Origin of the sequence: Mesorhizobium sp. M0239 (assembly GCF_040321815.1) — a bacterium.
GTDB lineage: Bacteria > Pseudomonadota > Alphaproteobacteria > Rhizobiales > Rhizobiaceae > Mesorhizobium.
In genome coordinates this window covers 66580-80139 of record NZ_JAMYSG010000016.1, presented here as the reverse complement: position 1 = coordinate 80139, position 13560 = coordinate 66580, and the positions used below count along the sequence as shown (strand labels likewise).

Annotated in this window: 15 protein-coding genes; 9 read left to right on the top strand and 6 right to left on the bottom strand. The window is 63.5% G+C overall.

All coding sequences use genetic code 11. The features are described 5' to 3' along the window. The first annotated feature begins 45 nt into the window (after window positions 1-45). Window positions 46-516 (top strand): MarR family winged helix-turn-helix transcriptional regulator, encoded by a 471-nt coding sequence (locus NKI99_RS18235; protein WP_352442660.1) that lies wholly within the window; start codon window positions 46-48, stop codon window positions 514-516. A 24-nt stretch (window positions 517-540) separates the two neighbouring features. Here NKI99_RS18235 and NKI99_RS18230 read toward each other — a convergent pair whose 3' ends face one another. Continuing rightward, window positions 541-1410 carry an AraC family transcriptional regulator gene (locus NKI99_RS18230; RefSeq protein WP_352611594.1) on the bottom strand — a complete coding sequence of 290 codons (870 nt, stop codon included), beginning with the start codon at window positions 1408-1410 and terminating at the stop codon, window positions 541-543. A gap of 48 nt (window positions 1411-1458) precedes the next feature. Between NKI99_RS18230 and NKI99_RS18225 the strand changes: the two genes are divergently transcribed. The 5 genes from NKI99_RS18225 to NKI99_RS18205 all read left to right on the top strand — a co-directional run bounded on the left by NKI99_RS18225 (window position 1459) and on the right by NKI99_RS18205 (window position 5513). Next, window positions 1459-1866 carry a DUF2000 family protein gene (locus NKI99_RS18225; RefSeq protein ID WP_127289754.1) on the top strand — a complete coding sequence of 136 codons (408 nt, stop codon included), beginning with the start codon at window positions 1459-1461 and terminating at the stop codon, window positions 1864-1866. Window positions 1867-2066: 200 nt separating this feature from the next. Next, window positions 2067-2951, top strand: a complete 885-nt coding sequence (locus NKI99_RS18220) for a DMT family transporter (protein ID WP_032909476.1) — start codon at window positions 2067-2069, stop codon at window positions 2949-2951. 77 nt (window positions 2952-3028) lie between these two features. Then, entirely contained in the window at window positions 3029-4051 is a 1023-nt protein-coding gene (locus NKI99_RS18215; protein WP_128302785.1) for a LacI family DNA-binding transcriptional regulator, read from the top strand. Beyond that, complete coding sequence (locus NKI99_RS18210) at window positions 4048-5031, top strand: 2-hydroxyacid dehydrogenase (RefSeq protein WP_023813607.1); 984 nt, start codon at window positions 4048-4050, stop codon at window positions 5029-5031. Before NKI99_RS18215 ends, NKI99_RS18210 begins: the two co-directional genes overlap by 4 nt. A 77-nt stretch (window positions 5032-5108) precedes the next feature. Further along, window positions 5109-5513, top strand: a complete 405-nt coding sequence (locus tag NKI99_RS18205) for a hypothetical protein (RefSeq protein ID WP_352611638.1) — start codon at window positions 5109-5111, stop codon at window positions 5511-5513. On the opposite strand, the gene NKI99_RS18200 is transcribed toward NKI99_RS18205, so the two are convergent. After that, window positions 5514-6287, bottom strand: a complete 774-nt coding sequence (locus tag NKI99_RS18200; RefSeq protein ID WP_128302787.1) for a gamma-glutamyl-gamma-aminobutyrate hydrolase family protein — start codon at window positions 6285-6287, stop codon at window positions 5514-5516. It abuts the gene before it with no gap. Between the two features lie 263 nt (window positions 6288-6550). Here NKI99_RS18200 and NKI99_RS18195 point away from each other — a divergent pair, with 263 nt between their 5' ends. Next, entirely contained in the window at window positions 6551-7660 is a 1110-nt protein-coding gene (locus NKI99_RS18195) for a TRAP transporter substrate-binding protein (protein ID WP_013528215.1), read from the top strand. A gap of 80 nt (window positions 7661-7740) precedes the next feature. Here NKI99_RS18195 and NKI99_RS18190 read toward each other — a convergent pair whose 3' ends face one another. The 4 genes from NKI99_RS18190 to NKI99_RS18175 form a co-directional block, all read right to left on the bottom strand. Further along, window positions 7741-8769: a zinc-dependent alcohol dehydrogenase family protein gene (locus NKI99_RS18190; protein WP_352611637.1), complete on the bottom strand. Its 1029-nt coding sequence runs from the start codon at window positions 8767-8769 to the stop codon at window positions 7741-7743. An 18-nt stretch (window positions 8770-8787) separates the two neighbouring features. Next, window positions 8788-10569: a TRAP transporter large permease gene (locus NKI99_RS18185; RefSeq protein ID WP_027039851.1), complete on the bottom strand. Its 1782-nt coding sequence runs from the start codon at window positions 10567-10569 to the stop codon at window positions 8788-8790. Then, the gene (locus tag NKI99_RS18180) at window positions 10569-11153 is read right to left on the bottom strand and encodes a TRAP transporter small permease subunit (protein ID WP_127412900.1); all 585 of its coding nucleotides are present in this window, start codon (window positions 11151-11153) and stop codon (window positions 10569-10571) included. The genes NKI99_RS18185 and NKI99_RS18180 overlap by 1 nt, the downstream gene beginning before the upstream one ends. Window positions 11154-11343: 190 nt before the next feature. After that, window positions 11344-12249, bottom strand: a complete 906-nt coding sequence (locus NKI99_RS18175) for a branched-chain amino acid ABC transporter permease (RefSeq protein ID WP_352611593.1) — start codon at window positions 12247-12249, stop codon at window positions 11344-11346. Window positions 12250-12397: 148 nt separating this feature from the next. On the opposite strand from NKI99_RS18175, the gene NKI99_RS18170 reads away from it, so the two are divergent. Both NKI99_RS18170 and NKI99_RS18165 read left to right on the top strand, forming a co-directional pair. Next, entirely contained in the window at window positions 12398-13009 is a 612-nt protein-coding gene (locus NKI99_RS18170) for a CGNR zinc finger domain-containing protein (RefSeq protein WP_352611592.1), read from the top strand. Further along, window positions 13002-13538 carry a hypothetical protein gene (locus tag NKI99_RS18165; RefSeq protein WP_352611591.1) on the top strand — a complete coding sequence of 179 codons (537 nt, stop codon included), beginning with the start codon at window positions 13002-13004 and terminating at the stop codon, window positions 13536-13538. The genes NKI99_RS18170 and NKI99_RS18165 overlap by 8 nt, the downstream gene beginning before the upstream one ends. The last annotated feature ends 22 nt before the right edge of the window (window positions 13539-13560 follow it).

Below are 13560 nucleotides of genomic sequence, written 5' to 3'. Positions count from 1 at the left end.
CTGCCTCTATGCTGCCCGCACCGGTACGGCCGAAGAGGGAAGACCATGGCCAAGGCGGACAAGACTGCGACAATGAGCCGGCTGCATTCGGCGGCAAGGCTGGCAAGAACGGCGCTGGCGGCGCGGCTTCTGGCGCACGGCTTCTATGCCGGCCAGGACCAGATCATGCTGTCGCTCGACCGTGAGGACGGCCAGACGCCTGGCAATCTGGCCGGACGCCTCGGCGTGCGCCCGCCGACCATCACCAAGACTATCAACCGGCTGCAGGCGCAGGGTTTTCTGGAGAAGCGCGCTTCGTCGGCCGATGCCCGTCAGGCGCATATCTTCCTCACCGACACCGGTCGCGACATCATCCACGCCATCGAGAAATCGGTGAAGAAGACCGAAAAGCAGGCGCTGAAGGGCCTCGACAAGAAGGACCAGAAGTCGCTGTTCAAACTGCTTGCCCGCATCGAGGCCAACCTCTCGAACGAGGAACTGGTGCTCATCGACGACGACGCCGAATCGGACGGCTGACCGGCGGATTGTCGCGGCAGGCGATCAGGCCGCCGCGGCAGAGCCCTGGATCAGCGACGACCAGCGTCCCGGTGTCATGCCGAACGCCTTCTTGAATTGCCTGATGAAATGGCTCTGGTCGCTGAAGCCGGCTTCGACCGCGATCTGTGCTAATGGTTCGCCGGCGGCGATCATCCGCCGCGCGCGCTGAAGCCGGCGCATCACCAGGAAGCGATGTGGACTGGTGGAGAAAGCGGCACGGAAATGCCGTGACAAGGCATAGCGATCAAGCCCGGTTACCGCTTCCAGTTCACCGGAGCGCACCGGCCGGTTCAGGTTTTCCGTGAGATAGTCGCGCGCCAGCGCAGCCGCCCGCCACGCCGTCCTGGTCATTGGCTTCGCCGACTGGCCGCCATGCCGGATCAGGCTTTGCATCAGTTGCGTCAGGAAGTCGTCGACGAACAACTCGTCGAGTTCCTGCTCCAGCGGACCCAGCGCCGAAAGCAGCGTTGCGCAAAAGGCGGCGTCCGTCACCACGCCATCCCTGACAAAAGGCAGCGAAGCGCCGCCTAGGCAGGCGAGCATCAGCGACGGCTCCAGATAGAGCATTCGGTAGCGCAGGCCGTCCTCGGTGCCGGCGCCGCCGTCATGCAACTCGTCGGGATGCAGCACGATGATCTGGCCCGGAAGGCTGTGGCGCGCAGCGCCGAGATAGCGAAACGTCTGCACACCGTGCAGCGTCACCCCGATCGCATAGGTGTCGTGGCGATGCAGGTCGAACGCGCTGCCATGGAAGCGCGCCTCGATCCGCTCCATGCCTGCGGGATCGGGGGCGGAGATGATACGGTTTTCCGCCGCATCGACGCACAAACGTCCAAGACCCTTGAAAGCCTGGCTGTCTAGATCGTGCGACATCGTCTCCTTCAGCCTCGCACTGGGGCACAACCGAATGGCCAATGTCTCATGTTCGATACGAAATTTGCAATCGTGCTCCGGGAGGATCTGCCGGTCTGGCAGAAACTCAACGTCACCGCTTTCCTGACCAGCGGCATCGTCGCCCAGTTTCCCGACATCATCGGCGAGCCCTATCACGACCGCGCCGGCAATCTCTACAACCCGCTGTCGATCCAGCCGGTCATCGTTTTGTCCGCCGACCAGACGACGCTGGGCACGATCCACCGGCGCACGCTGGAGCGCGGCGTGACCACCTCGCTCTATGTCGAGGAGATGTTTTCGACCGGCTTTGACGCGGCCAACCGCGCCGTCTTCGCCGAATTCGCGCCTGAAGACGCCAAGGTGGTCGGGATCGCGCTTCGCGCCGAGAAGAAGCTGGTCGACAAGATCACCAAGGGCACCCGTATGCACCCGTAGCTTTCAAAGGTATCGACTAAGCCTGCCGCCGACACTTGTTGTGCCAGCCGGCTTTGGCGTGGCGACAGCCGACAATTGCCTTGCCGGGAGCCGGCAATTCCCGCAAAGGTGGGCTTCAGCCCAGCTTCCCACCCGGCCTGCAAGTGAGTGCTCCCCAAAGACATGTAGAAAGCGCGACGCCCCCGGTGGCGATCCTGTGCATGCTTTCCACCTATGTCTGCTTCACCTTCCTCGACACATCAAGCAAATACCTCGTCCTTGCCGGCGTTTCCGTGCTGGTCGTTGCCTGGGTGCGCTTTGCCGTGCATGTGGTGCTGGTCGGCGCGCTGCTGCGCGGCTGGCGCGAACCGGTGCGGTTTCGTCCGGTCAATCTGCCGGCGCATATCTTGCGTGGCGCGTTCCTGTTCGGATCGACCATATTCAATGTCCTGGCGCTCAAATCCCTGCAATTGGCCGAGACAACCTCGATCTATTTCTTCGGGCCGATGGTGATCACGGCGCTGGCCGGTCCGCTGCTTGGCGAGTGGGCCGGCTGGCGGCGCTGGCTGGCGATCCTGGCGGCCTTTGCCGGCGTCCTCATCATCACCCGGCCGGGCGTCGGCGTTTTCGGCATCGGACATCTCTTCGCGCTCGGCTCGATGCTGTCGAACTGCTTCTACGTCATCATGACGCGCCGCATGTCGGCGACCGAGACATCGGAGAGCCTCATCCTGTTTTCGGCGCTGGCGCCGGCGCTGCTGCTGTTGCCCCTGCTGCCGTTTTCGTTTTCCCTGCCGCATGATGGCTGGCACTGGTTCGTGCTGCTGATGCTCGGCGTGTTCGGCGGCGTCGGTCACTGGCTGCTGGTCCAGGCCTACCGGCTGGCGACAACCACGGCTTTGGCGCCCTATCCCTATTCGCAGATGGTGTGGATGATCATTTCCGGCTGGATCGTCTTCAAGCAGTTTCCCGACCGCTGGACATTGGTCGGCGCCGCCATCATCGTCGCCAGCGGTCTCTACATCGTCCATCGCGAGCATAGGCTTCGGCTGCGGAGCCGCGCGGCCTCGGATGTCGAGGCCGAAGCGTTGGCAAAAAAACTTTGACTTGCCCCCGATCGGTGGCATAACGCCGCCTTTAAACAGTTTAGGTCTGGAAGTTCAGGTCCGGGGAGCACACGTCGCTGGCACAAAAAATCAAGCTTTCGACGATCGCGGATGCGCTCGGCGTGTCCACGGCCACGGTCTCGCTGGCGCTGCGCGACAGCCCTCTGGTTGCCGGGACCACCCGTGACCGCATCAAGGAACATGCCCGCGCCATCGGCTATATCTACAACCGACGCGCCGCCAGCCTGCGCACCTCGCGTTCCGGCATTGTCGGCGTCGTCGTCCACGACATCATGAACCCATTCTTCGCCGAGATCCTGCGCTCGATCGAAAGCGAGCTCGACCGCAGCCGGCAGACCTTCATCCTGTCCAATCATTATGATCAGCTCGAAAAGCAGCGCACCTTTATCGATACGCTTTTGCAGCTCGGCGCCGACGGCGTCATCATGTCGCCGGCGATAGGCACGCCGGCTTCCGACATCCTGATGGCCGAGGAGAACGGCCTCCCCGCTGTGCTGATCGCGCGCACCGTCGAGGGTGCCGACGTGCCGGTGTTTCGCGGCGACGACTCTTATGGGACAGGCCTCGCCACCAACCATCTGATCTCGCTCGGCCACAAGCGCATCGCCATGATCGGCGGCACCGACCAGACCTCGACCGGCCGTGACCGCTACCAGGGCTATGTCAATGCGATGGAGGCGGCCGGGCTGGAAGTCAGGCCGTCATGGCGCATCGCCGGCCCACGCACCAAGCAGGCCGGCTTCGAGGCCGCCGGACAGTTCCTGGCGCTGAAGGACAGACCGACGGCTGCCTGCTGCTGGAACGACCTTGTCGCCATCGGCCTGATGAACGGCATTGCCCGTGCCGGCCTTGTGCCCGGCGTAGACATCTCCGTTACCGGCTATGATGACCTTGAGGAAGCGGCGATCGCGACGCCGGCGCTGACCACTGTCTGGAACGGCCAGCGCGAGGTTGGCCGCCGCGCCGCCAGCGCGCTGCTCGACAAGCTCAACGGCCAGACGGTGCGGCCCTCGCAGGAATTGATCAAGCCGGAACTGCATGTGCGTCAGTCGACCGGCAAGCCGGTGGAGCGTGTATGACCAAGGCCGAACAGCTGCAATCCGTCGCCATCCTGGTGCCGGGCGATTTCAACGACCATGCGGTCGACCGCATCAACCGCACGTTCAGGCGTGTCAGAATCGAACGCGCCGATCCGGCGCTCGTCACCGACGAGATGCGCAGTGATGTGCGCGGCATCGCTTCGTTTGCCGGCATCGACGCGGCGATGATGGATGCATTGCCCAACCTCGAACTCATCGCCTCCTTCGGCGTCGGCTATGATTCGGTCGATGTCGTCCATGCCCGAGCGAAGAACATCATGGTCACCAACACGCCCGACGTGTTGACCGAGGAGGTCGCCGACACCACGATCGGGCTGCTGATCAACACCATCCGCGACTTGCCGCGCGCCGAAACCTGGCTGCGCGACGGCAGCTGGGTGCGCAAGGGCAACTATCCGCTGAGCCGGCTGACCTTGCGCGGGCGCAGTGTGGGTATTTTCGGCATGGGCCGCATCGGGCAGGCCATCGCCCGGCGTCTGGAAGCTTTTGGCTTGCCGGTCGCCTACCACAACCGGCGCCGTGTCGAAGGTCTTTCCTACCAGTATCATGCGACCCTGAAAGGGCTTGCAGAAGCCGTCGATACGCTGATTTCGGTGGCGCCGGGGGGCGCCTCGACGGAGAAGGCGGTCAATGCCGAGATCCTGTCGGCGCTTGGCGCCAACGGCGTCTTCGTCAACATCGGCCGTGGCAGCACTGTCGACGAAGCAGCGCTTGCGGCAGCCCTTGTCACCGGCACCATCGCCGCCGCCGGCCTCGACGTCTTTGCCGACGAACCGAACGTGCCCAAGGCGCTGCTCGATGCGCCCAACACCTCGCTACTGCCGCATGTCGGCTCGGCCTCGGACCATACCCGCCGCGCCATGGCGGATCTCTGCGTCGACAATCTGGTCTCCTGGTTCACCGAGCGCCGTCCGCTGACCCCGGTGCCCGAGACGGCGGAAGTCAAGGCGCGAGCTTGAGGCTGCCTCACTTATTAACGTCAGCTTAACCCTTTGGAATCATTCTTCAACCTATCCGTGTACGTGGATGAAGAATGATGAAAGCACTTTCCGCATTGATCGCTGCCGCAGCGCTGTTTGGTGGCATTCAGCTGTTTCATGGCGGCAGCGTGGAAAGCGTGGCCAACGAGGCCGCCCTGTCCAACAGCTACAGGCCGGTCGCCAATGGCGATGAGGCGGTCTGTGCAGTCAGCCGCGGGGCTGAAATTTCGGACGGTTTGTCGCTGCTCACCGTTGCTCCGAAATGCCGCCGGCTCTTGCCGGGCATAGAGCAGGCGAAGTTCTGGCGCGAGCAAAACGACGGCACGGTCGCCTTCAGCGCCAACGGCGTCGATCCGATCGTCACCTTCGCGGCTGCCGACGGCGACGGCTACGAATCCTATGCCCCAGCGCTGCCGCTGCTGTCGCTGGCGGCCATAGGCGATAAGAAATCTGGCGACTGATTATTCCGCTGCGGCCCGTGCGCCAGCCTTCGCTGCGGCGTGCAGCCGAACCGCATCGCCGAAGGCACGGAATATCTTCACCGAATTGCTGTCCGACTTGACCCAGTATTCCGGGTGCCATTGCACGCCGACGGCGAAGGCGCGGGCGTCGCGCACCGAAACCGCCTCGACCGTGCCGTCGCTGGCGACGGCCTCGACCTGCAGCTTCGAGCCGAGCCGGTCGATCGCCTGGCGGTGCAACGAATTGACCTTGATGTCGCCGGCACCGAACACGCCGGCCAGGCAACTGTCAGGTTTGATCGAAATGGTCTGGTGGATGGCGAAGCGTTCGTCCTGCTTGTCGCTCACCGGCGCGCGGTGGTCGAGCGAACCCTCGCGCTCCTGGATCTCGGTGCCAAGCGTGCCGCCCAGCGCCACGTTCAATTCCTGGATGCCGCGGCAGATGGCGAGCAGCGGCACGCCGCGTTCGATCGCCCGCCGGATGAGCGGCAGCGTCGTGGCGTCGCGCGCCGGATCATAGGGGCCATTGGCTTCGCTGGCGTCGCCGCCATAAAGCGAGGGGTGCACATTGGATTTCGAGCCGGTGACCATGACGCCGTCGACCGACGACAGAAGTTCGTCGAAATCGAGCCGGTCGCCGAACGATGGCACCAGCACCGGAAACACGCCGGCGCCGGTGATCGCCGCTTCCAGATATTGTTGTGGGGCTGCATGCCAGGTGTAGTTGTCGAACTGACGGACGTCGGTCGATATGGCGACGAGCGGCTGGTGCATTTTGGCTCTATGTTCCATCTGGGCAAGGATGTCCTGCCTGCAAAATAGGCTATCGCCGGGCATTTTTCCATGCCAAGTTTCAACGTGTCGCATGGGCCACGAAATGGCCTGTTAGACTATAGTTGCAGGGTAGCTGGGCTTCGCCGTCAAATCGGGTCGGCCTGCTGGACTCGACTTCTTGCCCGTGTATTGTCTCGAACGAACCGACAGGGAAACCGAGGATTTCCTGACGTCGGCCTGTTGATCCAAAAGGGAGGAAGTTCATGGATCGTCGTTCATTCATTCGCAAGGCCGGTGTCACCGGCGTCGGTGCCGCGGCGGCGGCGGCCACGCTGGCGGCGCCTGCCATCGCCCAGTCCAATCCCAAGGTGACATGGCGGCTGGCATCGTCCTTCCCGAAGTCGCTCGATACCATCTATGGCGGCGCCGAGGTGTTCTCGAAGATGCTGTCGGAAGCCACCGACGGCAATTTCCAGATCCAGGTTTTTGCTGCCGGCGAGCTGGTGCCTGGCCTGCAGGCCGCCGACGCCACCACGGCCGGCACGGTCGAGGCCTGCCATACGGTGGCATATTATTACTGGGGCAAGGACCCCACATGGGCGCTCGGTGCGGCGGTTCCCTTTTCGCTCAACGCACGCGGCATGAATGCCTGGCATTACCATGGCGGCGGCATCGACCTGTTCAACGAGTTTCTCGCCACGCAGGGCCTTTTCGGCCTGCCGGGCGGCAACACCGGCGTCCAGATGGGTGGCTGGTTCCGCAAGGAAATCAACACGGTGGCCGACCTTTCCGGCCTCAAGATGCGAATCGGCGGTTTTGCCGGCAAGGTGGTGCAGAAACTCGGCGTCGTGCCGCAGCAGATCGCCGGCGGTGATATCTATCCCGCGCTGGAGAAGGGCACCATCGACGCGGCCGAATGGGTTGGTCCCTATGACGACGAGAAGCTCGGCTTCTACAAGGTCGCGCCCTATTATTACTATCCCGGCTGGTGGGAGGGCGGCCCGACCGTCCACCTGATGTTCAACAAGGCGAAGTACGAAGAACTTTCGCCGACGTACAAGTCGCTGCTGCACACTGCCGCGCAGGCGGCCGACGCCAACATGCTGCAGAAATACGATTATCTGAACCCTGCGGCGGTGAAGCGACTGGTGGCCGGCGGCGCGAAACTGCGCCCGTTCAGCCAGGAGATCATGGCTGCCTGCTTCGAAAAGGCCAACGAGGTCTATACCGAAATGGAAGCCTCCAACGCCCCGTTCAAGAAGATCTGGGAATCGATCAAGGGCTTCCGCAAGGAGCATTATCTCTGGGCGCAGGTGGCCGAATACAATTACGACACCTTCATGATGGTGCAGCAGCGCAACGGCAAGCTGTAGACCTTCGGACTTCAAAAGCTCCCTGAGCGGACCCGCTCAGGGAGCTTTTCTGTCAGGTACCGGGAGGCGAAGCCGGTGACTTAGCTTCGGTCTGGCACCACCAGCACCTTGACCTCGCCCGGCGCTGGCGGATTGGCGATAACCGCTGCCGCTTCCTCGAGAGGCACCTGGCTAGAGATCAGCCTGTCGATCTCGATCGCACCGGAAGCGATGAGTTCGGCGGCGCGGCGATGGGTGTAGGGGTTGAGGAAGGAACCGAGCACCTTCAGTTCCCGAAACAGCAGGTCGAACGGCTCGAATTCCGCTTTCATGCCTTGCGGCGTCACGCCGACGATGACGATCGTGCCACCGGCGCGGGCCAGCCGCATCGACTGCTCGACGGTCTCTCGCACGCCCGCGCATTCGAACACCACGTCGGCTCCGCCCGGCACCAGGCCGGCTGGCCCGGCGATGGCGTCGACGACATCGGCGGCAGTCGGATCGACCGTCGCTGTCGCGCCGAAATCCCTGGCGAGCGCGCGCCTCGAGGCTTGCCTGGTCGACAGGATGATGGTCGTGGCTCCCGCCAATCTTGCCAGCTGCACGGTGAGCAGGCCGATCACGCCGCCGCCAAGCACGACCACCGAGCTGCCTGGTTTGATCCCGGCAAGGTCGACGCCATGCAGGCAACAGCCGAGCGGCTCGCAGAAGGCACCGTGCATCGGATCGAGGCCCGCAGGCAGGACGAAAGCCTGCTTCTGCGGCAAGGCAAGATATTCGGCAAAGCCGCCGTCGCGATGAATGCCGATGGCGCGCAGATTGCTGCAGAGGTTGACCCGCCCGGCATGACAATGCACGCAACGCCCGCAGGCGATGTTGGGATCGCCGGTGACGCGGTCGCCGACGGCAAAGCCGGAGACGGATTTTCCGACCGCCTCGACGATGCCGGAGAACTCATGGCCGGGCGTCACCGGCGGCGTGCACGGAAACTCGCCGTGAAACAGATGCCGATCCGTGCCGCAGACGCCGCAGGCTTCGATGCGCACCAGTAGCTCATCCGCACCGATGTCAGGCATGTCGACTTCGCGCAGCGTGATGCCGCCCACTGCTTCCAGCCGCACCGCTTTCATGGTTTTGACCATGCCGGTTCAGTTGAAGCTTGGCGGTTGCGACAGGTCGGGCTGTGGCGCTGCCGGCTTTGCCGGTGCCGGATCGCCGAAACTGGGCGGTTGCGAAAGGTCGGGAGCTGCCGGCGCCGTGCCGCCACCAGCGGGCGCCGCTCCATCCGCCGGCGGCGTGCCGAGCGGTGACAGGCCGGGCACCTCCGGCACCTTGTAATCGATGGTTCCCGGATCGACGGTCGTTCCCTTGTAGTGCATCACCATTTGCGGGAAGGCGATGGTCAACCCGATCATGATCACCTGGATGCAGACGAAGGGCACCGCGCCCCAATAGATCTGTCCGGTGGTCACCGGCGCGATTTGTTTGCCGGTGAGACGATCGAGATAGGGCACGCGCGCAGCCACCGAACGCAGGTAGAACAGCGCGAAGCCGAAGGGTGGGTGCATGAAGCTGGTCTGCATGTTGACGCCCAGAAGCACGCCGAACCAGATCAGGTCGATGCCGAGCTTGTCGGCGGCGGGCGCCAGCAGTGGTACGATGATGAACGCCAATTCGAAGAAGTCGAGGAAGAAGGCGAGGAAGAAGACGAGCATGTTGACGCCGATCAGGAAGCCGACCTCGCCGCCCGGCAGCGACGTCAAAAGGTGCTCGACCCAGATATGGCCGTTGACGCCGTAAAAGGTCAGTGAGAACACCCGTGCGCCGATCAGGATGAACAGCACGAAGGACGACAGCCTTGTCGTCGAGGCCAGCGCCTGCTTGACGACGTCAAGCGACAAGCGCCCCTTGGCCGCCGCCATGAACAAGGCGCCGACCGAGCCCATGGCGCCGCCTTCGGTCGGCGTGGCGATGCCCAGGAAGATGGTGCCCAGCACCAGAAAGATCAGCGCCAGTGGCGGGATCAGCACGATGATCACCTGCTGCGCGAGCCTGGACATCATGTTGAAGTTCAGGCGTTTGTCGGCAATGGCGACGATGTAGATGAACAGCACTCCGGCCGTCGCGCCGAGAATGTCGGCATTGTCGCCATGCGCCGGCGCCAGATAACGATACGCCGCGTAGGAAACCGCTGATGTGACCAGCAAAGCCACCAGCAGCGACATCACGCCATGGCCGAGTGTACGAGCCTCGAGCGGCAGCGCCGGCATCGAGTTCGGCCGGATGATCGACATGATCAGGATGTAGGACATATAGAGGCCGGTGAGCACGAGGCCCGGGATCAACGCGCCCGCGTACATATCGCCGACCGAGCGGCCGAGCTGGTCGGCAAGCACGATCAGCACCAGCGACGGCGGGATGATCTGGGCAAGCGTGCCGGAGGCGGCAATGACACCGGATGCGAGCCGGCGGTCGTAGCCATAGCGCAGCATGATCGGCAGCGAGATCAGGCCCATGGCGATGACGGAAGCCGCCACCACGCCGGTGGTCGCCGCCAAAAGCGCGCCGACGAAGATCACCGCATAGGCGAGGCCGCCTCGGATGGGCCCGAACAGCTGGCCGATCGTGTCGAGCAGGTCTTCGGCCATACCCGACCGCTCGAGCACGATGCCCATGAAGGTAAAGAACGGGATGGCCAGCAGCGTGTCGTTCGACATCACCCGGCTGCCGTAGAAATTATCCGGCAATGCGTGCAGGAGCGGCCAGGCGAGGTTGATCGATCCTCCGGAATAGGGGGATAGCAGCACGCCGATGAAGAAGAACATCAAGCCGTTGGCGGCCAGCGAAAAGGCGACGGGGTAGCCGATCAGCAGGAAGATGATCAGCGAGGCGAACATGATCGGCGCCATGTTCTGCGCGATGAACTCCATCACGAGCGCACCTCGTCGGCCAGCGCCTTGGCTTCGAGTTCGGCCTGCTCATGCACCGATATGAAGGGATTGGGGTCGTCCATGTCTCCGCGCATGATGGCGATCTTCTTGATGATTTCGGAGATGCCCTGCAGCGCGAGCAGGAAAAAACCGATGAGCAGGATGGCCTTGGCCGGCCAGATGATCAGCCCGCCGGAATTGTTGGACATCTCGCCGCTGCGAAACGACAGCGACACATAGGGCACGAAATAGATCACCATCAGCGTCACGAACGGCATCAGGAAGAAGAGATGCCCGAGCAGGTCGATCCAGTGCTGTACGCGGCGTGAAAACAGGCCGTAGACGATGTCGATGCGGATATGTTCGTTCTGCTTCAGCGTATAGGCGGCGGCTAACATGAAGGCGGCGCCGAACAGGTACCATTGCAGCTCGAGCCAGGCGTTCGAGGATATGTCGAACACCTTGCGGATAATGGCGTTGGCGGCGCTCACCAGGATCGCCAGCAGGATCAGCCACGATATCCATTTGCCGATGAATTCGTTGGCGCGATCAATAGTCCTGGATAGAGCAAGAAGCCCTGCCATGCATTTCCTCCCTTGTACCGGAGGCGTGCCGGCTCCCCCCTTTTTTGTCCGTCACGCCGCGTGGTCCAACGGTATGCCGCGCGTGGACTGACGGGTCAACAAGCATAGAGGCAGCAAATATCATCGCATGGCAGACAGTGCCCGATACCGGCGATCTGCCCTCGCGTCATGCAACCAAAGTCTGACCTTTTCAGGCGATTTTGCCGGTGTCGCGGCCGGCGCCGATCAGGATCAGCGTCGTGACCAGGAACAGATACATCCACGCGTCGCGCCATTCGACCGGGAAATAGCCGGCCCACAGCGATTCGGCCATGCCGAAGGCGGCCGCGCCGAGTGCTGCGCGCGGTGGCGAGAGATAGCCGCCGACCGCCGTCACGAATAGGATTTTCAGCCCGTAGACGAGGCCTGAGCCGAAGCTGACATTGCCGTAATAGAGCCCGGCCATCACACCGGCCAGCGCGGCGCAGAAGCCGCCGAACAGCACCGCGTGCCGGAACACCGCGCGTACGTCGACGCCGCACATCGCGGCTGCCTTGGGGTCGTCGGAGACGGCACGCCAGCGCCGGCCGAAGCTCGACCGGGCAAACGCCCAGCTGGCCAGCACGATTGCCGTCAGCACCACCGCACAGTCGATGAGCTGGATGAGCGTCAGCGTCGCCTTGAAGGTCGCGCCCTGCGCGAAAACGATAGGCTGCGCCAGCATCGGCGGGAGCCACAGATCATGCGTGTCGGCGGCGATGCGGCTTGCTTCCGACAACAGCAGCAGGATACCGAGCGTCGTCACCACGACCGCGTTGGGTGTGCGTTCGGCCAGGGGCTCGAAGACGCTGCGCGACAGGACCTGGCTGACGAGCGCGGCATAGAGGAAAGCCGCGACGACGCCGAGCGCCACCGCCGCAGGCAGCGTCAGCCACAGCACCTGATAGCCGAAGGCCGCGGTCAGGATCATCGTCTGGCCGCAAAAGGCGAACAACGCGCCATAGGCGAGATTGGTGCGGTGCAGGATGCCGTTGGTCAGCACATAGCCAAAGGCGAGCAGCGCATAGAGCGCGCCCGAATGCAGCCCGTTCAACACCTGCTGGAAGAAATAGAGCATGCAAAACCTCGAAGCATGCCGCCCAAAAGTGCGAAGCGGTTCTGGCCAACGACATGCTCAAAAGGCTGCGGAGATCACCGCATCCCGGAGTGAGGGTGCATCGCTAAATCTAACTTGTCAAATGCGATTTATCGGTTAGATTCTAGGCATGACGGTATCCTGGACCCCGCACCGCTTCACCGGCGGCTTGCTTGCGCTCGACACGGCGAACACCGTCGTGCTGCGCGGCGATCCGGAGCGGACGTTCGATCGCTTCGACGACCCGGCCGAGATTGCCCGCTTCGCCGATGCGGCGAGCCGCTTTCGCGCCGCCGAACTTGGCGAAAGGCCGCTGGCGGTATCCTCGGCGGTGGCGATCGCGCCCGTCGTGCTGTCGATCCGCGAGGCGACGGACCGGCTGTTTCGTGGTGCGGCGTCGAAGGGCGCGGTTGCCACCACTGATCTGCCCGGATTCCTGAGAGCCTGCGGCGATGGCCTTGCCGGCAGCCGGACCGAGATCGGTGCGCCGGGGAGGCCCTTCGGTGATCCCCTGACTCCGATCGCCTTCGAGGCGGCACTGGCGGTTTCGGCGCTGTCCCTTCTGCGCGACGACACCGTCGCGAGGCTCAGGATCTGTCCCAACTGCACCTGGCTGTTCGTCGACAGAAGCCGCAATTCCAGCCGCCTTTGGTGCGACATGGCGGTGTGCGGCAACAGGCAGAAGGCAAGCCGTCACTATCGTCGCCGTCGCATGGCGGAAAATGAGGTCAGGAATGCGTAGCGGCCTTTCCCGTTCGATCCTTGTCGGCGCGGCACTCATCGCGGCCGTTGCGCTCGGCGCCTGCCGCGATACCGGCAGCGACGAAGGGAAGCTGTTCGAGATTTCCGGCAAGATATTCGTCTTCAACTACCGCCTCGCAAGGGCGACCTATGTCGTGACCCTGCGGCCGCTGAAGCCGATGGGAGAGGGCCAGGTCGCGGTCGCCAGCTTCCAGGATCCCGCCGGCGGCGTGCCTCTGGTGGTCGAGCAGAAGGTCTGGCCGAAGCTCGACAAGGTGACGCTGGAGAGCCCGGCACTGACCTGCGTCGTCAAGAACAAGCCCTATGCGATTGCCATCAGCATCAAGGGCGCCGACGGCGCGGTCCTGCAGAAGATCGATACCACGCTGATGTCGACGGAAGACCAGTCGATCCTGCCCGACCGGCCGCTGGTCATCGATCAGCTCTACACCGCCAATCCCGATCTCGTCGGCCATCCCGACGGCAAGCTGCCGGGCGAACCGAAGCCGGATTGCTCGAAGGGCGGCTGACGCGTCGCGGCTATCCGGGCCG